The organism is Leifsonia sp. Y862, assembly GCF_057669585.1.
Genome location: NZ_JBYHFR010000002.1, coordinates 423696 through 444659 on the forward strand (window position 1 = coordinate 423696; position 20964 = coordinate 444659).

Annotated in this window: 16 protein-coding genes; 7 read left to right on the top strand and 9 right to left on the bottom strand. The window is 63.1% G+C overall.

From position 1 onward, the window contains the following. The first annotated feature begins 82 nt into the window (after positions 1 to 82). A complete protein-coding gene (locus AC25Z0_RS12100; protein WP_488133349.1) occupies positions 83 to 1519 on the top strand; it encodes a flavin monoamine oxidase family protein in 1437 nt (478 codons plus the stop codon). Between the two features lie 94 nt (positions 1520 to 1613). On the opposite strand, the gene AC25Z0_RS12105 is transcribed toward AC25Z0_RS12100, so the two are convergent. Genes AC25Z0_RS12105 through rfbB form a run of 4 tightly spaced genes read right to left on the bottom strand, consistent with a single transcriptional unit; the run spans position 1614 to position 5348 of the window. Further along, a complete protein-coding gene (locus tag AC25Z0_RS12105; RefSeq protein WP_488133350.1) occupies positions 1614 to 2291 on the bottom strand; it encodes a Pr6Pr family membrane protein in 678 nt (225 codons plus the stop codon). 40 nt (positions 2292 to 2331) lie between these two features. Beyond that, positions 2332 to 3498 carry a glycosyltransferase family 4 protein gene (locus tag AC25Z0_RS12110; protein WP_488133351.1) on the bottom strand — a complete coding sequence of 389 codons (1167 nt, stop codon included), beginning with the start codon at positions 3496 to 3498 and terminating at the stop codon, positions 2332 to 2334. Then, positions 3495 to 4349, bottom strand: a complete 855-nt coding sequence (gene rfbD / locus AC25Z0_RS12115) for a dTDP-4-dehydrorhamnose reductase (protein ID WP_488133352.1) — start codon at positions 4347 to 4349, stop codon at positions 3495 to 3497. Before rfbD ends, AC25Z0_RS12110 begins: the two co-directional genes overlap by 4 nt. A gap of 12 nt (positions 4350 to 4361) precedes the next feature. Continuing rightward, on the bottom strand, positions 4362 to 5348 hold the full coding sequence (rfbB, locus tag AC25Z0_RS12120; protein ID WP_488119909.1) for a dTDP-glucose 4,6-dehydratase: 987 nt from the start codon (positions 5346 to 5348) through the stop codon (positions 4362 to 4364). A 201-nt stretch (positions 5349 to 5549) separates the two neighbouring features. Here rfbB and AC25Z0_RS12125 point away from each other — a divergent pair, with 201 nt between their 5' ends. From AC25Z0_RS12125 to rfbA, 4 genes are all read left to right on the top strand, one after another. Beyond that, positions 5550 to 7802, top strand: a complete 2253-nt coding sequence (locus AC25Z0_RS12125) for a cell wall-binding repeat-containing protein (protein ID WP_488133353.1) — start codon at positions 5550 to 5552, stop codon at positions 7800 to 7802. Positions 7803 to 7901: 99 nt separating this feature from the next. Next, positions 7902 to 9917: a DUF7657 domain-containing protein gene (locus AC25Z0_RS12130; RefSeq protein WP_488133354.1), complete on the top strand. Its 2016-nt coding sequence runs from the start codon at positions 7902 to 7904 to the stop codon at positions 9915 to 9917. Between the two features lie 46 nt (positions 9918 to 9963). Next, positions 9964 to 10572, top strand: a complete 609-nt coding sequence (locus AC25Z0_RS12135; RefSeq protein WP_488133355.1) for a dTDP-4-dehydrorhamnose 3,5-epimerase family protein — start codon at positions 9964 to 9966, stop codon at positions 10570 to 10572. Positions 10573 to 10574: 2 nt separating this feature from the next. Then, the gene (rfbA, locus tag AC25Z0_RS12140) at positions 10575 to 11435 is read left to right on the top strand and encodes a glucose-1-phosphate thymidylyltransferase RfbA (RefSeq protein ID WP_488133356.1); all 861 of its coding nucleotides are present in this window, start codon (positions 10575 to 10577) and stop codon (positions 11433 to 11435) included. Positions 11436 to 11599: 164 nt separating this feature from the next. Here rfbA and AC25Z0_RS12145 read toward each other — a convergent pair whose 3' ends face one another. Next, on the bottom strand, positions 11600 to 13075 hold the full coding sequence (locus AC25Z0_RS12145; protein WP_488133357.1) for a DUF2142 domain-containing protein: 1476 nt from the start codon (positions 13073 to 13075) through the stop codon (positions 11600 to 11602). Between the two features lie 314 nt (positions 13076 to 13389). Here AC25Z0_RS12145 and AC25Z0_RS12150 point away from each other — a divergent pair, with 314 nt between their 5' ends. Together AC25Z0_RS12150 and AC25Z0_RS12155 are read left to right on the top strand one after the other, a co-directional pair. Beyond that, on the top strand, positions 13390 to 14709 hold the full coding sequence (locus AC25Z0_RS12150; RefSeq protein WP_488133358.1) for a hypothetical protein: 1320 nt from the start codon (positions 13390 to 13392) through the stop codon (positions 14707 to 14709). Between the two features lie 160 nt (positions 14710 to 14869). Beyond that, the gene (locus AC25Z0_RS12155; RefSeq protein ID WP_488133359.1) at positions 14870 to 16804 is read left to right on the top strand and encodes a cell wall-binding repeat-containing protein; all 1935 of its coding nucleotides are present in this window, start codon (positions 14870 to 14872) and stop codon (positions 16802 to 16804) included. A gap of 132 nt (positions 16805 to 16936) precedes the next feature. Here AC25Z0_RS12155 and AC25Z0_RS12160 read toward each other — a convergent pair whose 3' ends face one another. Genes AC25Z0_RS12160 through AC25Z0_RS12175 form a run of 4 tightly spaced genes read right to left on the bottom strand, consistent with a single transcriptional unit; the run spans position 16937 to position 20893 of the window. Continuing rightward, entirely contained in the window at positions 16937 to 17842 is a 906-nt protein-coding gene (locus tag AC25Z0_RS12160) for a hypothetical protein (protein ID WP_488133360.1), read from the bottom strand. Next, positions 17839 to 18684 carry a glycosyltransferase family 2 protein gene (locus AC25Z0_RS12165; RefSeq protein ID WP_488133361.1) on the bottom strand — a complete coding sequence of 282 codons (846 nt, stop codon included), beginning with the start codon at positions 18682 to 18684 and terminating at the stop codon, positions 17839 to 17841. Before AC25Z0_RS12165 ends, AC25Z0_RS12160 begins: the two co-directional genes overlap by 4 nt. A 34-nt stretch (positions 18685 to 18718) precedes the next feature. Beyond that, positions 18719 to 19972: an ABC transporter ATP-binding protein gene (locus AC25Z0_RS12170; protein WP_488133362.1), complete on the bottom strand. Its 1254-nt coding sequence runs from the start codon at positions 19970 to 19972 to the stop codon at positions 18719 to 18721. Between the two features lie 18 nt (positions 19973 to 19990). Beyond that, positions 19991 to 20893 carry an ABC transporter permease gene (locus tag AC25Z0_RS12175; RefSeq protein ID WP_488133363.1) on the bottom strand — a complete coding sequence of 301 codons (903 nt, stop codon included), beginning with the start codon at positions 20891 to 20893 and terminating at the stop codon, positions 19991 to 19993. Positions 20894 to 20964 lie beyond the last annotated feature (71 nt).

Consider the following 20964-nt stretch of genomic DNA (forward strand, 5'->3'; position numbering starts at 1 on the left):
AGCTGGCAGCGGATGCCGCCCAGTGGCACACCGGGTCGGCCAGCGGATACAGTGACCGAGGAATGACTATGAAGCGGCAACTATGAAGCGACGGAACTTTCTCATCGGATCGGCGACAGGGCTTTCTGCCGTCGCCCTGATCGGCTGCGTGCCCGAGCGTCCGACTCCGTCGCCATCGCCCGGTCCGACGAAAAAGCCGACACCGACGATCGTTCCGAAGCCGAGTGCCATGCAGCGCACGTCGTGGTCGACTGATCCCTTTGCGCTCGGAGCGTTCAGCTATCAGCCGGTCGGCTCGCTGCCCGACCAGCGGGTGGCCCTTCGGCAGCCCGTCAACAGCCGCATCTTCTTTGCCGGCGAGCACACCGACGAGGTGAGCCCCGGCACCGTTCAGGGCGCACAGACATCCGGTGAGCGTGCGGCCGATGCAATCGCCCAGATCGCGGCGCCCGACGAGCGCATCGCCGTCATCGGGGCGGGCATCGCCGGTGCAACGGCCGCGAGGCGGCTCGCCGATGCGGGCTTCTCCGTTGTCATCGTCGAGGGCAGCGATCGCTCAGGTGGTCGAATCAAAACCCTGGTCGACGACAACTGGCCTGAACCGATCGAGCTCGGCGCCGCCTGGGTGCGGGATTCCTCGCGCACCACGCTGCTGGAAGATCTCGAAGCGCTGAGCGTTGACGCGCTCCCGTTCGATGCCGTTCCCGGAGAGCGCACGCCCGCGGGCATCGCCATCGAGTCCAGCCCCGTCGGAGCGGATGCCGTCACTGCAGCCCTCGCCTGGGCAGACACGCAGCCAGCCGATGTATCGGTGGCCGATGCACTGACCGAGTCGGGCGCGGACAACCTCAGCGACCAGCCAGACGCCAACGGAGTGTCAGACAAGCAGCGCCTGGACACCTTCCTGTCCACGAGGGTCGACGTCGACAGCGGTGCGGATCCAAGCAGCCTGTCTGCCTGGTTCCCCGGAAACCCCACACGCAGCACCGACGACGATCGTTACGTCACTGGAGAATTCCAGAGCCTCGTCACGACGGCCCTCGACGGCCTCGATATTCTGCCGTCGAGCGCTGTCGCCATGGTCAGTCAGACCGAGCGCGGCGTGAGCCTGCGCCTCTCACGGGGCGACTCGCTCTCGGCCGATCGCGTCGTCGTCACCGTGCCGCTCGGGGTGCTGAAGAGCGGAGCCGTCACCTTCGAACCCGGGCTGCCGTTCAGCCACCGCAACGCCATCAGCGCGCTCGGCATGGGCATGCAGGAGAAGCTGATCCTGCGCTTCGACGAGCCGTTCTGGTCGACGGACGAAACCGTCTGGACCATCGTCGGCCCCGATGTGGCGTATCCGCTCTGGTACAACATGCTGCCCCTGACAGGGGAGCCGGTGCTGGTCGGTGTGGTGGGAGCGGATGCCGCACTCCGCCAGGCGAAGGCCAGCGACGATGACGCGCTGAGCGCCGCGCTGGAGAGCCTGGTGCCGTTCGTGGCCGCGCCAACCCCAACCTCAACGCCAACGCCCTAATCGTTCTTTTCGTTGGTTGAGGAGCGCCCGAGGTACGAGGCCGCGTCTCGAAACCGGCCAGCGAGATTTCGAGACACTCGCTGGCGCTCGCTCCTCAATCGACGAGGGTGGCAATTTCCTCCCGTGAACGAATGCGGGCCACCCGCGCACGCATCCGCTCGACGCGTGGCAGCCGGCTGATGCCGAGAAGCAGTGCCGTGATGCCGGTGATGATGGCGACGATCACCACCGCGTACATGCCGAACTCGAGGGGGAATTCCACCTGGTCAGGGTCGAGGAAGAAGTACGGGTACCAGTAGACGGAGCTGCCCCTGATCATCGTGTAGACGATCCAGATGACGGGGAAGACCAAAACCCAGGCGATGCTCTTCCAGGGCACAGACCGGCCGGGCGCCATGAACCAATCGACGAGGGCAACCACCGGAATCACGAAGTGCAGCAGCTGGCTCGACCACGGCGACCAGACTGGGATGCCCCGCAGGGTGCCCTGCAGCAGGATCACCGCGAAGACAATGCCGGAGACGATCACGTAGGTGGTCGCCAGCAGACGGATCACGTCGAGCCAGAGCGGGTCATCCGCTGAAATGAACGCATAGATTGCGGCAATGATGAACACGATGACCGCGAACATCATGCTCTGCACGGTGAAGTAGCTGAAGTAGTTGCCGATCGCCAGCGGGCTGGTGCCGATGGAGTAGTTGAAGTAGCCCACCAGCGCGACGAGTCCGGTCGCGGCGGTGAGCACGCGCAGGAGCCCGAAAGCCTTACGCATGTGGGTCCTGCGGGGAAAGTGCACTACTCATCCGGAGAACCTAGATGTCAGCGTGCAGCTGCCATATTCGCTCGGCTGAGTCGCGCCAGCTGAATGCCTTGGCACGATCGCTGCCATAGATCTTCAGGCGGTCGGCCAGGTCGCTGTCGGTCAAGACGGTGCTGATGGCTTCGGCAAGGCGGGTCGGGTATCCAGCGGGGTCGGCGCGGGCGACGACGTAGCCCGCTTCTCCACTGGCCTCGATGAGCGCAGGGGCATCGGAGTGGATCACAGGTGTCCCCATCTGGAACGCCTGGATGATCGGCAGGCCGAAGCCCTCGTCCAGGCTTGGGTACACGAAAACGGATGCCCTCGAATAGACGAGCGCAAGATCTTCATCGCTGAGGTCGGTCAGGGATTGCACGCGTCCTATCGGCAGCCCCGCCTCGTCGGCGACAGACGCGAGGGTGAGCTCGCCCCAGCTGTCAGGCCCGATGACGACCAGGGGCAGGTCGGGTGCGCCAGGCAGTCCGAGCGCCGTGATGAGCGCCGTGACGGCTTTGCGGGGTTCAAGGCTGCCCATGGTGAGGATGTACTCCTCCGGCAGGCCAAGCGCCTCGACACGCTCCGCGATGAGTTCGTCGGCGAAGCCGCGGGCCAGCTGGCCACCCGGCAGCCGAAAGCCGTTGCCAACCGCGCCGCCGATCACGCGAAGGCGGTCGCCGAAATCAACGATCTCACTCAGCTGCATGGCGACGGCATGGCTCGGAACCACGACGGCATCCGCGTGTTTGCGAGCGCGGTTGACCATGCCCTTCCTCCACGCGACAGTGGTGGGCGTCAACGACTCCGGATGCGTCCAGGCGAGCAGATCATGAATGGTCACGGCCACCTGTGTGCCGTCGTTCACCACGTCGTGCCGGCGAAGCGGCGCGAGTAGGCCGGGGGCATGGATCATGCCGGGGCCAGGTGACTTTGAAACGCGCAGCTGCCAGGCCGCAGAAATCTCCCGTCGGCCGAGCGTCGTCTTGTACAGGCCGCCGAGTCCCGGAAGGGCTTTCTCGATCGCCGCATACTGTTCAGGGCTCGACGAAGACACGATGCCTTCGACATCGCAGTTCGCGGGCGCTGATGCAATCAGCGCCCGCGTCAGTTCTTCGGTGTAACGGCCCAGGCTGCCGGGCACCGGCGCGACCATCTGGTCAACGACTACCCGCAACGTGGTCATGCGTCTCCCAAAACTCCCTGGTGTGCTGCCTCGGTGAGGGCTTCGCGCCAGTCACGCATCGGTTCCAGTCCGGCTGCGAGCCAGGCATCGTGCCCTAAGACAGAGTACGACGGCCGCGGAGCCGGTCGCACGAATGTTGAACTGTCTGTCGGGGTGACGCGCTGAGGGTCGAGGCCTGCAGCCTCAAAGATGGCGCGGGCGAAGTCGAACCAGCTTGCGATTCCGGAGTTGGTGCCGTGGTAGATGCCGGCCGGTGCCTCTGAATCGAGCAGCGCCACGATCTGGGCGGCGAGGTCGCCGGTCCACGTCGGCTGGCCGAGCTGGTCATTGACGACGCTGACCGTGTCGTGGGAGCCGGCCAGGCGCACCATCGTCTTGGCGAAGTTCGGGCCGTGTGCGCCGTACAGCCACGCCGTGCGAACGATGAAGCTGCCAGCAGGGTTCTCTTCGAGCACGAACTTCTCGCCGGCGGCTTTGGTGCGGCCGTAGGCGGAGATCGGGTCGATGGGTGCGTTCTCCTGGTAGGGAGACGTGGCGCTGCCGTTGAAGACGTAGTCGGTGGAGACCTGCACGAGGCGTGCACCCTGCGCCGCGGCGGCGGTCGCCAAATTGCGCGGTCCGATCGCGTTCACCGCGTAAGCAGCGTCTTCGTTCGTCTCGGCGTCGTCGACCTTCGTGTATGCGGCGGCGTTGATGATGACGTCATGGCCGCGCGCGGCATCCGTCACGGCCTGCAGGTCGGTGACATCCAGGTCGGCACGGCCGAGCGCGGTGAATTCGCGCCCGGCGAGTGCCGTCTGCAGGTCGCGCCCGAGCATGCCGGATGCGCCAGTGATGAGATAGCGGGTCATGGTGAGTGCCAGTTAGGCCAGGGCCGCGCGAGCCTTGAGCGGTTCCCACCACTCGCGGTTGTCGCGGTACCACTGCACGACCTCGGCCAGGCCCTGCTCGAAGGGAACCTGGGGCTCATAGCCGAGCTCAGCCTGGATCTTCGAGATGTCGACCGAATAGCGCAGGTCGTGGCCGAGGCGGTCGGCGACGCGGTCAACGTACGACCAGTCCTTGCCGGTCGAGTCGAGCAGCAACTGGGTGAGCTCCTTGTTGGTGAGCTCAGTGCCGCCACCAATGTTGTAGATCTCGCCGGCGCGGCCATTGACCAGCACCATGGCGATGCCACGGGTGTGGTCGTCAACGTGCAGCCAGTCACGGATGTTGTTGCCCTCACCGTAGAGAGGAACGTGCTTGTCATCGATCAGGTTCGTGACGAACAGCGGGATGACCTTCTCAGGGAAGTGGAAGGGGCCGTAGTTGTTCGAGCAACGCGTGATCGAGACGTTGAGTCCGTGCGTGCGGTGGTAGCTGCGGGCGAGCAGGTCGCTGCCGGCCTTCGACGCCGAGTACGGCGAGTTGGGCTCGAGCGGGCGCTCTTCGTCCCACGAACCTTCTGCGATCGAGCCGTAGACCTCGTCGGTCGAGACGTGCACGAAGCGCTTGAGGTTGTTGCGAAGGGCAGCGTCGAGCAGCTGCTGGGTGCCGAGCACGTTCGTCTCGACGAAGATGGTGGCGTCGCGCACCGAGCGGTCGACGTGTGACTCTGCAGCAAAGTGCACGACAGCGTCGATGTCGGGGAACAGCTGGTCGAGCAGTGCGCCGTCGCGGATGTCGCCCTTGATGAAGGTGTAGCGCGGTGAATCTGCGACGGAGGCGAGGTTCGCCAGGTTGCCTGAGTAGGTGAGTGCGTCGAGTACGACGACCTCAGCTCCTTCGAGGCCCGGGTATGCGTCTTGCAGTGTGCGGCGAACAAAGTTCGAGCCGATAAAGCCGGCGCCGCCGGTGACGAGAATCTTCATAGGTGTTCGTAACCTGTCTGTATACGTAAAAGAGGCGTCGTCAGTCTACCGGGCGGGTGCTGAGGGGCCGCTGATCGTGCATTTTGCGTAAAAAGACGGTGGTTGCTGCCCCCACGACGGTTCGTGCCGATAGTTTGGCACCACGGCAAGACCAGGTGAGGCGTCGCCGCACCCCACAGAACTGCCGTTCGAGAGGCCATCGTGATCAACGTGCATACGCTCCTGCGCCGTGGCAGTGTCCTCGTCACCGGAGCGCTGGTGCTCGGGCTCCTGCAGGCTGGACCGGCATTTGCCGCGGGTGACGAAGACCAGCTCGTCCCGACCACCCGGTCGCAGGGCGATGATATGGTCGCCGTCGACGACGGAACGGGCGCGACCGACCGGCTTCGATCCCAGGACCAGACTCTGGATGACGGCATCCCGCTTGCCGCCTATTCGCAGTCGAACCACACGGTGAACGTGGCCGTGGTGGCACCGCGCGACGCCGGAACAGATGTGTCGTTCATCACCGATGCCGCAATCACGGCGATGCTGGCCGAGGTCAGCGCGTCCTGGAACGTGCAGTCGAACAACCAGGTGCTGTCCGTGGCCGTCAGCGGCCCGATACAGCGCTACACCAGCAATTACTCCTGCGCGGAGCCGATCCCGACGTGGAACGAAGCTGCGCTCACGTTGGGCCGCACAACCAGGTCATATTCCACGACCGACGCCCAGCACCTCCTGGTCCTCGTTCCCAAGGCGTGCGCGGCGTCGGGCCTCGGCAGCGTCGGCATCAACACGAGCGGCTCGGCCAGCGCCAACTACGGCGGTCTCATGTGGGTGTCAATGAAGGGATACGGCGACACCGACACGGTGACGCACGAATTCGGTCACAATCTCGGGCTGAACCACTCCAACTCACATAAGTGTCCCGTCGCAACGATGAGCGAGGGCCTGATCGACGCGACGACCGGCGCGTTTTCCGACGGATGCGCCGACTACCCCTATGGCGACTACTTCGACGTGATGGGGCCGAGCTGGGCGGTCAATGGCCCAGGCGGTGTCGTCTACACGAATGCCCGGCCAACGGCTCTCAACGTGACCCACAAGATTCGCCTGGGTGCTGTGGCAAACGGCGAGATGACCGCGCTGTCGTTGCCTGCTGGCAGCGCAACCTGGGCACAGACGTACTCCCTGGCATCCGTTGGCTTGAGCTCCGGCCTGCGCGACATTGCCGTGACCGACCCTCAAACCGGGCGGGTCTACTACGTCGACTACCGCGGTGGCGGGGGAACGGATGCCGGCTCGCTGTACGAATCGGGCAAGTTGGTCTCCGGGGGCACGGCCATGGGCGTTCGACTCTTGACGACCCGGGCCGATGGGGCCTCGATCGTGCTGAACAGCCCAGAGAGGGCCCCGCGCACCGGCAGCAAGCTCTACGTGGTGGCGGGGGAGACCCTCTCGACCAGGTCGGGCGGCGTGACCGTGGTCGTGAACAGCGCCGGGAACGGCGTTGCGAACGTGACAATCAAGCTGGCGTCGGCGGGGGCTATCCCTGTTCCCTCGGCCCCGACGCCGACGGTGGCGCGGATTTCGGGGGACGACCGGTATGCGACGGCGGTCCAGGTGTCACAGACTGGCTTCCCGTCCACCGCTGCAATCGTGTACGTGGCGACGGGTGCCAATTACCCCGATGCGCTCGCCGCAGCTCCCGCGGCCGCTCTCAAGGGCGGTCCATTGCTCCTGACGGATGCAGGGGTGCTTCCGGCGTCCGTGGCCACGGAGATCAAGCGGCTGAGCCCTAGTCGGATCGTCGTGGTCGGCGGCCCCAATGCCGTGTCTGCTTCGGTCTTCAACAGCTTGAAACAGTTGGCCGCTCGGGTCGACAGGATTGACGGGGTTGACCGCTACGAGACTGCACGCAAGATCGTTGTGGATGCGTTCGGGCCTGTGAGCGAGGCCTATCTCGCCACTGCGCTGGACTACCCCGATGCTCTGTCAGCGGCAGCAGCAGCAGGCGGGCGAGGAGTCCCCGTGCTTCTCATTGACGGCCGCGCAGCGGCGGTCGACTCGGGAACCACAGGACTGATTTCCTCGCTGGGGATCAAGAAAGTGACGATCGCCGGTGGAACCGCTGTCGTGTCATCCGGGATTGAAGCGACGCTCAAGAGCGCAGGGTTGACGGTTGCGCGGCAGGGTGGCAGCGACCGGTTCGAGACCTCGCGGCTCATCAACCAGGCAGCGTTCTCCACGGCTGCCGAGATGTTCATTGCCACGGGTCACCAATTCCCTGACGCACTTGCCGGCGCCGTGCTTGCTGGCTCCCGCACAGCGCCCCTCTATGTAGTTCCGCCCAGCTGCGTGCCGGTCGGTGTGGTGACCGACGTCACGCGACTGGGAGCGTCGAAAGTCACGCTGATTGGTGGGGTGAACGCATTGGGTACCGCGGTGGGCACCCTGACCAAGTGCGCCTAGGGGAGACACATCATGGCAGGGCGCTGAGGTATTCTCTACGTCTGCGGCAAGAGTGCGTCCACATCGGCAACCTCACTGCACAAAACAGGAGGATAGCGATTGCGACGAGTAATCTCACCAGGATTCGTTCGGCAATCCATTGTTCGTTGGGCGATCTTTCCCCTGGCCGTTCTGGTCGTCTTCATCGCCCTTGTCGGCTTCGACGTCAACGGCTCGTCGATCGCCGTCTTCTCCTCCCAGCCCGACGCTGATGGGCTGATGGCGGGAACCCCCCGTGGAATCCGAAGCGATGAGTTTCTTCTCCAGACCCCGAACGCGATCTCGTCGGTTGCGCACGGGCTGCCTGCCAACGCATGGATTGGGCTGAACAACGCCGACCAGGCCGTGGCTGCCGGAGGAGGGGCGACTCTCGACTGGTCAACGCTATTCATCCCGCAGGATTGGGGCTATGTGCTCCTGGGGGCGAGCCGAGGGCTGGCGGTGTACTGGTGGTGGCCATTTGCAATCAGCCTCTGGGGCTTCTTCGGGCTTCTGGGAATCCTGACACGACGACCGCTGCTGTCCGCCGGACTTGCAGTTGCAGCGACCTTTACTCCATATACGGGATGGTGGTTGCCTTCATTCACCGTCGGTCACGTGGTGGTCGCGGCGGCCGCTGTCCTCGGGGCGTGGATTGTGCGACGGACGAGGTGGGCAATTCTGCTGTCCATCGTCGCAGGATGGAGCGGGGCTGTCTTCGCGCTCACGCTGTATCCCCCCTGGCAGGTCTCGCTCGCGCTGGTTGTCGCTGCCCTCGGTATCGGTTTTGCGCTGGACAAGCGCATCCCATGGCGGAGAGTTGCGTGGACGACGGGCGCAGCAGTTTCTGTGACCGCCGGCGTCGCCCTCGTATGGATGCTGCAGCATGGTCAGACAATCGCGGCCGTCTCAAGCACCTACTATCCCGGTCAACGCAAGACGGTCGCCGGGACAGGATCACTGGAGACCTTACTCAGCGCGCCTTTGAATTTCTGGATGGTCGGTGACGCTGGCACGTCTCTCGGTGCAGATGGTCGAGTGGGCCCGTATGCCAACCTCTCCGAGTCTTCATCGAGCTGGTTTCCGCTGCCTGTCATCGCACTCGGGATCCTGGGGGTGGGGTTCATCGTTGTCAGGACTGTGCGTCAGGGGCGCGCTGCGCGACGTGGTCTTGCGGTGCAGTCGGATCTGTTGAACGACTCTGCTGCAGCCCGGTCAGAGCCCGTGTGGATGCTCTCGCTTCTGTCGGTCGTCATCCTCGTGCTGCTGGGCTGGACTCTCTTGCCGATGCCCGACTGGTTTGGCGTGGTGACCCAATTGCAGCGAGTGCAACCGTCGCGAACGTCCTTGGCCCTGGGCTTCGCCGCAATCATGTTGGTGGCTGTGGCGACGACTGTGCGGCGGCGCCCGCAGGTGTGGAGCTGGCCGTGGTTGTTGGCTGCATCTGCATTGACCGCTGTCATCACGGTGTGGTCGGCCGAACGGCTCCCGTGGGATACGAGTCTCGTCTCAATGAAGCTGGTTGCGGTGGCTGGGCTTGTTCTCGGCGTGCTGTTCGCAATGCTGCTGGGATCTCAGAAGCCCGCGCTCGCCGCTGTACTGCTCGCGATCTTCGCGTTTGTCAGCTGGGCCCCCATCAATCCCCTGCAACACGGGCTCGCGCCGCTGACCAATAACGCGCTGGTGAAGGAACTGCAGACTGTGGCTGGTGACAGTGACAACCCGCGGACTATGGTCTTCGGCGACTTCTTCACCGTTGCGAAGGTGCGTGCTGCCGGCCTGCAGAGCGTGTCAGGAGCGACCGCCTATCCAGACGTCGAGCTGATGACTGCGCTCGCCCCTCTTCAGGAGAAGCTCTGGAACAACTACGCGCAGTATCAGTGGATCCCAGCGGCCTCAGGGACAGCCCCCGTCATTGAGCGAGTGAATGGCAGCGGGATGACGTTGACCATCGATCCGTGCGATGACGTGATTGCCGAAATGGTTCAACCGGGCTGGGCGGTCTCTGAGACCCCGCTTGACGCATCGTGTCTGGTACCGGTGGCAACCACAAGCGGCGACAGAGAGTTCTACATTTACGCGGTCAATACACGCTGAACAGTTACGTAGCCGGGCATAGAACTGCCATTGGTAGGATGCTTTGGTGCAGATCCGTGAACTCTCCATCCCAGACTCCTACGAAATCACGCCGAAGCAGTTTGGCGACGACCGAGGAGTCTTCCTCGAGTGGTACCGCTTCGACAAGCTCGAAGAGACCATCGGGCACTCAATCAACCTGCGGCAGGCCAACACATCGGTCTCGAAGCGAGGAGTCGTACGCGGCATCCACTTCGCTGATGTGCCCGTCGGCCAGGCCAAGTACGTAACCGCAACCCATGGTGCCGTGCTCGACTACGTCATCGACATCCGGGTGGGGTCTCCGACCTTCGGGCAGTGGGACACCGTCCTCCTCGACGACACCGATCGCCGCGCCATCTACATCGCCGAGGGGCTCGGTCACTGCTTCGTGTCCCTGACCGACAACGCCACCGTCAGCTACCTCGTAACGGATGTCTTCAACCCGACACGCGAACACGGCATCAACCCGCTCGATGAGCAGGTGGGTCTCATCTTCCCGAAGGAAGCGGGGGAGCCGTTGCTCTCGCCGAAGGACACGGATGCGCCCGGTCTGGCCGAGGCTGCGGCATCCGGTCTGCTCCCGACGTGGGATGCCGTCAAGGCGTTCTACCAGACCCTGAATGAGGGAAAGTAACAATGCGCGGAATTATTCTCGCCGGCGGTTCCGGTACCCGGCTCTGGCCAATCACCAAGGGCATCTCCAAGCAGCTGATGCCGATCTACGACAAGCCGATGATCTATTACCCCTTGTCGACGTTGATGATGGCCGGGATCAACGAGGTCCTCATCATCACGACGCCGGAGTACAACGACCAGTTCCGTGCTCTGCTCGGCGACGGGTCAACGCTCGGCATCCGCATTGAGTACGCCGTGCAGCCCTCGCCAGACGGGCTGGCGCAGGCCTTCATCATCGGCGAGGAATTCATCGGTGACGAGAGCGTTGCGCTGGTGCTCGGCGACAACATCTTCCACGGCGCTGGCCTCGGCACATCGCTGCGCGCGAACCACGAGTTGAAGGGTGCGCGCATTTTTGCGTACCACGTGAGCAACCCGACCTCGTATGGCGTCGTCGAGTTCGACGAGTCGATGACTGCACTGTCGATCGAAGAGAAGCCGACAAAGCCCAAGAGCAACTACGCGGTGCCCGGCTTGTACTTCTACGACAACTCAGTTGTCGAGATCGCCAAGACCATTGAGCCCAGTGCGCGTGGCGAGCTGGAAATCAGTACCGTCAACGAGCGCTACCTCGAGCAGGGCAACCTGCACGTGCAGGTGCTCGACCGCGGAACGGCCTGGCTTGACACCGGCACATTCGAATCGATGATGCAGGCCTCCGAGTACGTGCGCGTGATCGAAGACCGCCAGGGCTTCAAGGTCGGCTGCATCGAAGAGATCGCCTGGCGCGCCGGTTGGATCGACGACGCCCAGCTCGCCGTCATCGCAGCACCGTTGGTGAAGAGCGGATACGGCCGCTACCTGATGTCACTCATCGCGTAGCGCACACAGACCAGTACGGCAGTGGCCCGGCTCCGAAAGGAGTCGGGCCACTGTTCGTTGATTGAGGAGCGAGCGCCAGCGAGTGTCTCGAAATCCAGCGGGCCGACCTCGTGGTTGTGGGTCTCGAGACGGCCTGGCGGCCTCCTCGACCAACGAACGGGGTACTAGGTCCGCGCCAGCTGCGATACGTCCGACTGCACCAGCAGCTCGCTGTCGGGATCGACCCTGGTCCAGCGTGCGACGAGCGCGACGACTCCGGCCCACGTCGCCGCGTAGAGGACTACGAGCACAATCCAACCGAGCGGCGGCTGCCAGGCGGGTGCCTGAATCATGTCGATCCAGGTCTGAGTGCCGATGACGTAGCGGCGCAAGACGAAGATGAACGCTGCGATCTGCGCGATCCCGAGCACCACGACTCCGCCAACGACCGCCTTGCGCGCCGTCGTCACCCTGGAACCGGGGAATGTGTCATCCAGGGCGAGTCCGGCCAGGATGAGCACACACAGGTACAGCGGGATCGCGTATCGGCCCTGCCACATCCAGCCGATTTCGTTGTAAAACGACGCCTGCACGGCGGGTGGAACGACGAACGCGGCAGCGGCGACAACGATGAGCGCAAGCCGTGCGCGACCCTTGGTCAGTGCGAAGCCGCAGAAGAGTACGGCAGCGATCGCGCCGAACCAGACCACGACGACCCCGGCAGGAGCTGGATAGTCAATCCAGCCGAATTGGCCGATCCATCCCTGCCAGTAATCGAACGTGCTCTCGACCATGAGCAGAACGATCGCGGTCAGTCCAGGGGCCCTCGGCTCGACTACTTTCGCACTGGCATCTGCCGTCGCTGCACCGTAGGTGGCCACCCAGGCCAGAGTCCCGATGACGGCGGCCGCGATTCCCGCCAGTGTGAACCACACGGGAGGGCGTTTGAGCAGGTCGACTACCGTCGACCACGGAACGGAAATGAGGGCGGCGACGCCAGCGATTGCCAGCCACAGCAGCCCGATGGACCTCCCGGATGTAAGCGCCACCGCGCTGCCGATCGTGAGCGATCCCGCCAGCCACAGTTGCTTCTGCGTAAGGGGTCGACGGAGCATCAGGGTGAGCAGGGAGAGCACAGCACCGGCCGCTGCGATCTCTGGCGCGTTGGGATTCAACGAGCCGCCGAGGAACAACACCATGGGGGTGACGCCCACCACCGATGCAATCACCGGCCACCACGAGCGTGACTGGGCCAGGAGCGCGACGACCATCGTGGTGAGGAGCAGCGACGTCAGTAACGCGCTCACAATGCGCATTGCGTACAGGGCAGGAGCGCCGGAAAGCAGCAGGCTCGGCCAGCCGACGAGCGCGTAGTACACAGGGCTATTGAGCGAACCGGTTGATTGGCTCTCAATGAGTGACTGGTCACCCGAGACCTCATCCTGACAGTCAGCAGTCAGCGTCGGATTGCCCGCGAAGCAGGTCATCCGGCGTGTCTCTTCGACGTATTCCGGCACCTGCACGTAGGGGTAGTCCGAGGTTTTCTTTACCGTGCCAATTGGCTGGCCCTGCGCAACGGCCCCTGCTCGCACGAAGTGTGCGGGTTCGTCAGGGGATGCAGCGAGTGGTGTTGCGAGCGACCACGCCGTAGTCAGGAGCATGAAGAGGGCGAGGATTGGAAGAACAATTCTGGCCGAAATGGGGTGGACTGAGCCACGGACGTCGGTTTTTGGGCGAACTCGTGTAAATGTCACTTTTTCCTCAATCAGCGAGCCCTGAGCTACACAGAGTCGCCTTTGAAGCCTAATCGGGGCAGGCTGGTCGATACCTGCGTGGCCCCGGCCTGTCGCATGGCTCGTCGAAGTTCTGGCCTAAACCGGGCGAGAAAGGATCGCAATATGCTCCCCAGACGGCGCCGTTCCCTCAGCGACTGCGGGGGCGTTGTCTGGCACCCGTGTGGGATCCAGCTAGGAGCATGATGGACTTCGCAGCGAGGCGACGAGCTGTAGCGCTATGGATTCGCAACGCCTGGGTGCCGATCATTCTGGTGCTGGTCGCCTGCGTGAGCGGCGGCATCATCACCGCCAACCATTCCAGCCAATTCTCACCGTTGGACGAGTGGGTCTACTACGACTACACGGTGAAGATTCCGACTCAGGGTGTGGTGCGTCAAGGTGAACTGATCGGGCACGAGGCGCTCGTCGGCATGGCCTGCAACGGTGATTCATTCGGCCCGCGTGGCGAACCATGCGACAACGTTCAAGACATTAACGCGAGCTATCCGCAGGGCGGAAAGACATCGGCCGACATCTACACCCCCGTCTACTTCGCAATCACGTGGGCGCTCGGCAAGGCGATCCAGCTCGTCACGGGGGCCGAATTCCTGACAGCGGCGCGAGCGACGGGCATCCTGTGGCTCGCCGGCGGTTTACTTGTCTTCTACAAGCTTCTTGAGCTGATGAAGGTTCGACGCGTCGTGACGCTGGGGCTCGGGCTTGGCATTATCGGGGCTCCAACGACCTTCTGGTCGAACACCTATATTTCAACGGATGCCCCCGCCTTCCTCGTTGGTGCGGCCCTGCTCTGGGCCGGCGTCAGCGCGATCAAGGGGAAAAGCAGCCCATGGTGGCTGGTTCCGATAGCGGTGGTAGGCATCCTGCTCAAGGTGACGACGATTCTGGCTCTGGGGCTCGTGGCCCTCGCCATCGTGTTCTTTGTCATATTTGCCAAGCAGGAAGCTGATCGGGCGGCGAAACGTCGATTGCTGATACCGATCGTCGTCGCTGTGGCTACGACAGGTATCGTGCAAGTGGCCTGGCTCCTGATTCGTGCGCAAATTTCGTTGGGCGCTGGCCCCGATCAGGGACTGGCGCAGCCGCTGGCGTGGCGTGACATTGCCGGAATGCTCGCGCTCTTCATTTACCCGGGTCCGCTGTCGGGCAACTACGACCCGCTACTGAAGATTCCGCAGATCGTTAGTGCGCCCTTGGTGCTCATCACCATTGCCGGGATCATCGCTTTCGCGTGTGCCACATTCGCTACCGCGCTGGAGAAATCACTGGCGTTCTCGATACTCCTGGCGTCGACGGTTTTTGCACCGTTGCTCGCTTTGGGTATGTACGTGCTGCTTGGGGACGTCTTCCCTGTCGCGGAGCGGTACGCAATTCCACTGCTCCCCGCGTACTTCCTTGCTGCTGCGATGATCGTAAAGAATCATGTCGCCGAGTGGGTCATCGTCGGCTATGGCGCCTTCCTGGTCGTCTTTGTCACCGCCTGCTCGATCGCGTTCTCCTAGCCCTCGCGCTGGACAAATGGCCACACGCGGCCGTCTCGAGACTCAGATGTGCCGGTTCGTGGTTAGGTGTGAGGGCCACCGCCGGACAGCCTGTCCGCGCTCTGGGTCATGATGCGTGTCGCCCCGTGCCGGGGGTAGACAACGAGGATAGGATCGCCAAATGCTCCCCACTCATCTTTTTCGGTCCGTGGTCGTCGGCGTCTGCGCAGTTCTGGTGGCGACCGGCGTCGCATTCACACCAATTGGTGCAGCGCAGGCCGAAGAAGGATCCGGTGCGGGTGCAACAACGAGCCCTGCCCCAGCTACTGAGTCGCCGAGCCCGACTCCCGCTGAAACACCGGCTCCCACAGCTACTGTCGAACCGTCTGTGACACCGACCCCTGAGCCTGAAGACACTGCCGCTCCAGTGCCAACGGAAGAGCCGGTCACAACGGATGCCCCGGCAGAGCCGCAGGAACAGCCGATTGCTCCGTTAGCCGCATCACCACTTCTCCTGGCGGCATCCGGTGTGTTCAATCCTGGCTTCATCGTGAGCGACTACAACTTCTACAACTCCTGGGCAATGACCGAGAGTGAAATTCAGAATTTTCTCAACGCCAAGATTGGCGCCTGCCAGAACTCATATTGCCTGAACGTCTATCGGATGGACACTCCGACCAAATCCTTTAGCTTTGGCCAGTGCTCCACCTACCAGGGCGAAGCGAACGAGAGCGCCGCGCGAATCATCTACAAGGTGCAGCGGGCGTGTGGCATCAGTGCCAAAGCAATCCTGGTGACTTTGCAGAAGGAACAGGGCCTGGTCACGAGCAGCGCACCGTCGCTCGCGATCCTGCGGAAGGCGATGGGATACGGATGCCCGGATACCAGCGAGTGTGACGCGAACTTCTACGGTTTCTTCAACCAGGTTTACACGGCCGGTCGGCAGCTGACGTGGTACAGCAACCCGGAGGGATCGTTCACCACGATCAAGATCGGGCAGGTCAACGCCGTCCGATATCACCCGAACGCTGCGTGCGGGTCGGGAAACGTCACGATTCAGAACCGGGCAACCGCCGCGCTCTACTACTACACGCCGTACCAGCCGAACGGGCCGGCACTTGCTGCGGGATATGGCGCATCAGCTGATGCTTGTGCGTCGTATGGAAACCGGAACTTCTTCAACTACTACCGAGACTGGTTCGGTGACCCAACGGCGGCAGGCTACCCGAGTACCGCACGGATTGCGGGCGACGATCGCTTTGCCACCGCAACTGCTATCTCCAGAACCGCGTATCCATCGTCTGGCGTTCCCGTTGTCTACGTCGCAACGGGCCTGGATTTCCCTGATGCACTGAGTGCAGCACCTGCTGCCGCAGCGCAGGGAGGGCCCATTCTGCTTGTTCGACCAGGCGATCTGCCAGAGGCGACCAAGATCGAATTGCGACGTCTTGCTCCACAGAAAATCGTTGTAGTCGGTGGACCTGTTGCAGTCGGTGCGGCAGTGTTTGACGCACTGAAGGCGATTCAACCCAATATTCAGCGTATTTTCGGCGCGGATCGATACGAGACCTCCCGCATGCTTGCGGCCGCGGCATTCCCTAACGCAACGAGTTCCTACGTCGCAACAGGCCTTGACTTCCCCGATGCGCTGTCGGCCAGCGCAGTGGCGGGCTCGCAGAAGATTCCCGTGATTCTCCTCGACAAGGCTCCGACACTCAGTGCCGCCGCCGCCGCCTCGCTCAGCAAGATGACCACGGTGAAGATAGCTGGTGGCCTGAATGCTGTATCGGCCAGCCAAGAGGCAGGCGTGCGGGCCCTGGGTATTAACGCCCCTCGGTTCGCGGGAGCTGACCGCTATCAGACCGGCGTGCTCATCAACACCGACGGGTTCCCCAGCGCGAAAACCGCCTATGTTGCAACAGCCTTTGCCTTCCCAGACGCGCTGGCGGGCGCAGCCGTTGCCGGGGCCAGCGGTAGTCCCTTGTACATCGCGATGCCTGGCTGCGTACCAAGCACGGTGCGTGCGGATATCACCGGGCGCAACATACCAAACATGGTGCTGCTGGGTGGACCAAACGCACTCTCAGACAACGTGGCGCGGCTTGCCGTCTGCTGAGTCCCGCTTGAGATATGAATGAGAGTGGCCGCGCCTGATGGTGCGGCCATTCTTGTTGATCGACTGGCCATCTTCAGCCGAGGGGTTCCCGTTGGTCGAGGAGGCCGGTCACGGCCGTCTCGAGACCAGTGGTCAGCGACCGGCGTTGTGAGCGATCAGATACTCGCGAAACTCGTTCTTCAGATCGGCGAGCTGCGGGAACTGGTTGGTCTCGTGGAGCACGAAGGTGATGTCAACGTCGGCCTTGCGCACCCGCCACCCCAGTGACGTGGCATAGCCGCAGAGCCACTGGTCTTCGAGGAACGCGTAGCGCCGAGGGAGCTCGGTGAAGAAGCGCGATGACCGCACAATCTCGATGTCGCAGATCGCGCCGCCTGTGCCCGCATAGTCAGCCAGCTCGCCTGGCGCCGTCGGATTGCGGTTCCAGTGCGAGTCAATGTAATTCCACGCCCAGAATCCGGCGAACTCACGCGGCGCGGCGTAACCCCTGAGGGTGTCGACGAACGACGGGGTGATGTCCTGGTCGTCGTCGAGGGTGATGAAGTGTCCGTGCACTCCAGATGTCAGGAGCCGACGAGCCAGGTAGAACCGGCCCATACCGCCCACATTGCGCGGGCTCAGCACGTACTCGACGCTGTCGAGAGCGCCGGAAGGCGAGAAGGCGGCGATGCGTTCCCGGTAATACGCGTCATCCGCTGCATTGTTGTTCCACAGCAGCACGCGCACGCGCTGGTCGGTTGACTGCGCATCGAGCTGGGCGAGAATGTCGTTAACGCGCGCGGCCCGATTCCACAGGCACAGGATGACGGGAATCGCGTCGTGGGTGGGCGTCCCAAGCAGCGTCTCCACCCTGAACAGGCCCGCGCGGCCTCTGAGGTTCGCGGTGTTCCAGGCGAGCGTGTCCTTCGCCGTGCCAGCACTTTCGCCGAGGCGGCGAGCGGATGCCGCTGTGCGCCGCTTGGCCACGCCAGCTCGACGGCGCAGCGACCGCAGTGCGCGTCCGCCGAATGAGCGAGCAGAGCGATAGAGCCCGCTCAACGCGTGACCCACCAGCTTCGGGCAGCCAAACCAATCCGCAGAACGGCGCGGAGTGGCGCCAGGTACCAGGCAGAGTACTTGTTCGCCAGGTACAGGTATGCGCTGCTGTGGTGCGCCTGCTCCATGCGCTTCGCGCTCCGCGACGTCGAGTGGGCGCCCGTGTGGGTCACCGTTGACGCGGGAAGGTAGACGTTGCGCCAACCGGACTTGCCGAGCCGTGCGCCCAGGTCGACGTCCTCGAAGTACATGAAGTACTTTGGGTCGAAGCCGTCAATCGCTTCATACGCGCTCTTCCGCACGAGGAGGCATGCTCCGGAGAGCCAGCCGGCGTCGCGGGCTTGGTTGTCGTAGTCGCGCTCCGCGCGGTAGCTGGTCGACCACGGGTTGCTCGGCCAGACGCGTCCGAACAGGGCATGGCCGATTCCGGTTCGAAGTGACGGCAGATTACGGGCCGACGGGTACACGGTTCCGTCTGCGTCGAGGATTCGGGGCCCGATGGCACCGGCATCGAGAGTTGCTTCAGCTGCCGAGACCAGTACGTCAATCGAGCCGGGGGAGAAGCTGACGTCGGGGTTGGTGACGAGAATGTAGTCGGCGGATGCCCCATAGGCGTCGACACCGGCGGTGACGCCCCCGCCGTAGCCGCGGTTCTCCGTGAGCTCAAGCAGAATCGCACCGTGAGCCTCCGCGACAGAGCGCTCCAGCGTCAGGTCGGCCGAGGCGTTGTCAACGATCACCACGGTGAGCGGGTTGACGCTGGCGGTCGACAACGACTCGAGGAAGGGAACCAACGTCTGTCCCGTGTTGTAGGTCACGGTGACGACGAGTACAGACGGAGACATCTTGCCTTTTCGATTCATGCGATGCCAATGACCGTTAGGCCATTGCACCCAAGTCGACGAACGCCGGTGTCGCGTAGGTCGTTCCGACGGCCAGCGGAGTGTCAGCGACGTCGAAGGAGCAGCCCTGCGGCAGGTCGAAGATGTGTCGTCCGGTTGAATCCATGATCGATGCGTTCACGAAGTACTTGCCAGTGCCGAAGTGCGTGTCGCTCAAGCGGAACTGCACGCGACGCTTGCCCTCGAAATGGCCGAGCGCGATACCGAGGCGCTTGGTGGTCGTGCCGTACACAACCTGGCCCATGGTGTTGTCGATCTGGATGGCGCACATCCAGTCATCCGTGCTGGTGAAGTGTTCGATGTACATCGTGATCAGGATGTCGTCACCCTGCTTCACGTCGGCGTCTGGATCGCGACCGTCAGCGTATGCCACCACGTCATGGATGACGGCCTCACGGGCAGCGGGCATTGCAGCTTCCGGGGTGTGATCGGCGACGGCGGCCACGTGGGCGACGCGGCGGTCTTCGAGGATGTCACGGAATTCGGCGACAGCCTCGTGCGGTTCGCCGTCGAAAACGACTTCGCCCTTGTTGAGCAGGATGGCCCTGTCACACATTTCGGGCACCTGGCTGAGCGAGTGCGTGACCAGGATGATCGTGCGCCCCTCCTCCTGGAAGGAGCGGATCTTGTCGAGGCACTTGCGCTGGAATGCCTCGTCACCAACGGCGAGAACTTCGTCGACGAGCAGGAGGTCAGGGTCGGTGTGCACGGCGACCGCGAATGCGAGGCGCACGTACATGCCAGACGAGTAGTACTTCACCTGGGTGTCGATGAACTCGCCGATTTCAGAGAAATCGAGGATGTCGTCGAAGCGCGACTCGACTTCGGCCCGGCTGAGACCCATGATCGACGCGTTCAGGAACACATTCTCGCGCCCGGTCAGGTCGGGGTGGAAGCCAGCGCCGAGCTCGAGGAGGGCGGCAATACGACCGCGCCGCGCGACTCGGCCACTGCTCGGGTCGATGATGCCGCCGATGACCTTCAGCAGCGTGCTCTTCCCAGATCCGTTGTGGCCGATGAGGGCAACGGTGTGACCGGCCTGGATGGTGATGTTGACGCCCTTGAGTGCCCAGAACTCTTCTTTGTGCTGCTTGCCTCGACCGAAGCCGGTCAGGCGTTCCTTGAGCGAGTTGTCCTTGCGCAGCACGAAGCGCTTGGACACATCGTCAATCGTGATGATGTCGGGGGCTTCGCTCATGGGCTTGGATTCCGTTTCGTATACCTGCGTCATTCGACTTGTCGCTTCCTGCTACAGAACCTGCGCGAAGTTGCCCTGCAACTTTGCGAAGACTCGATGGAAGACGGCGATCAGGATCACGCCGACGACGAATGCAATGCCGAGCCTGAGCATCAGGAACTCGGGGTATGGCACGACATCGTGGCCAGCCACCCAGAACGTCCGTTGGAAGCCGAGCACGGCCAGTGTCACCGGGTTGTTGGTGTAGATCTCGAGGAGCAGGCCAGGGCCGAGGGCGTTCTTGACCATTCCCCAGGCATACACGATGGGGGAGGCCCACATCATGAGAAGCAGCGCGACCTCGACCAGGTACTGGATGTCCCTGAGGTAGACATTTACCGCCGACAGCAGGATGCCAAATGCGGTGGCAAACACCAGCAGGACGGCCAGTGACGGGATGAAGTAGACGAGCTCAGGTGAGATCGGGAAAGCGCGAAGGAGGATTGTGGCAACGAGGAGAATGCCGAGCTGGATCACGAAGTTGAAGACTGCGGAGCCCACGCTGGCGAGCGGGAAGATCTCACGCGGAAGGTAGACCTTCTTGATCAAGCCGGCGTTGCCGACGATCGAGGAGGTCGAACTCGCAATGATCTCGCTGAAGAGCCCGAACGCGGTGAGGCCGGTGAAGACATAGATGGCGAAGTCGGGGATTCCGTCTGCGGCCTTCAGGAAGTGGCCGATCACCACGTAGTAAATGACCAGCTGCGTGATGGGTCGCACCAGCGTCCAGAGGAAGCCGAGTGCGCTGTCTTTGTAGCGTGACTTCAGGTCACGCCTGATGAGCAGCGAGAGCATCTCGCGCTGCTTCGAAATTTCACGAATCGAGGCGATGATTCCTTTGCCTGAGCCGGCACCGGAGCCCACCGTCACCAACTCCTGCTGGGCGAGAGCGGCGTAGCGGTCCTGAGCTGACATTCGGGTTCATTTCATTTCGGGGCAATGGACTGTCACGATTATAGTGCGGCACTCTCCGAAGACCCTGACTG

Bases quoted from the DNA above. Each gene is read 5' to 3' on its own strand.
- AC25Z0_RS12100 (WP_488133349.1), top strand. From the start codon at position 83: ATGAAGCGACGGAACTTTCTCATCGGATCGGCGACAGGGCTTTCTGCC.
- AC25Z0_RS12105 (WP_488133350.1), bottom strand. From the start codon at position 2,291: ATGCGTAAGGCTTTCGGGCTCCTGCGCGTGCTCACCGCCGCGACCGGA.
- AC25Z0_RS12110 (WP_488133351.1), bottom strand. From the start codon at position 3,498: ATGACCACGTTGCGGGTAGTCGTTGACCAGATGGTCGCGCCGGTGCCC.
- rfbD (WP_488133352.1), bottom strand. From the start codon at position 4,349: ATGACCCGCTATCTCATCACTGGCGCATCCGGCATGCTCGGGCGCGAC.
- rfbB (WP_488119909.1), bottom strand. From the start codon at position 5,348: ATGAAGATTCTCGTCACCGGCGGCGCCGGCTTTATCGGCTCGAACTTT.
- rfbA (WP_488133356.1), top strand. From the start codon at position 10,575: ATGCGCGGAATTATTCTCGCCGGCGGTTCCGGTACCCGGCTCTGGCCA.
- AC25Z0_RS12145 (WP_488133357.1), bottom strand. From the start codon at position 13,075: ATGCTCCTGACTACGGCGTGGTCGCTCGCAACACCACTCGCTGCATCC.
- AC25Z0_RS12150 (WP_488133358.1), top strand. From the start codon at position 13,390: ATGATGGACTTCGCAGCGAGGCGACGAGCTGTAGCGCTATGGATTCGC.
- AC25Z0_RS12155 (WP_488133359.1), top strand. From the start codon at position 14,870: ATGCTCCCCACTCATCTTTTTCGGTCCGTGGTCGTCGGCGTCTGCGCA.
- AC25Z0_RS12165 (WP_488133361.1), bottom strand. From the start codon at position 18,684: ATGTCTCCGTCTGTACTCGTCGTCACCGTGACCTACAACACGGGACAG.
- AC25Z0_RS12170 (WP_488133362.1), bottom strand. From the start codon at position 19,972: ATGACGCAGGTATACGAAACGGAATCCAAGCCCATGAGCGAAGCCCCC.
- AC25Z0_RS12175 (WP_488133363.1), bottom strand. From the start codon at position 20,893: ATGTCAGCTCAGGACCGCTACGCCGCTCTCGCCCAGCAGGAGTTGGTG.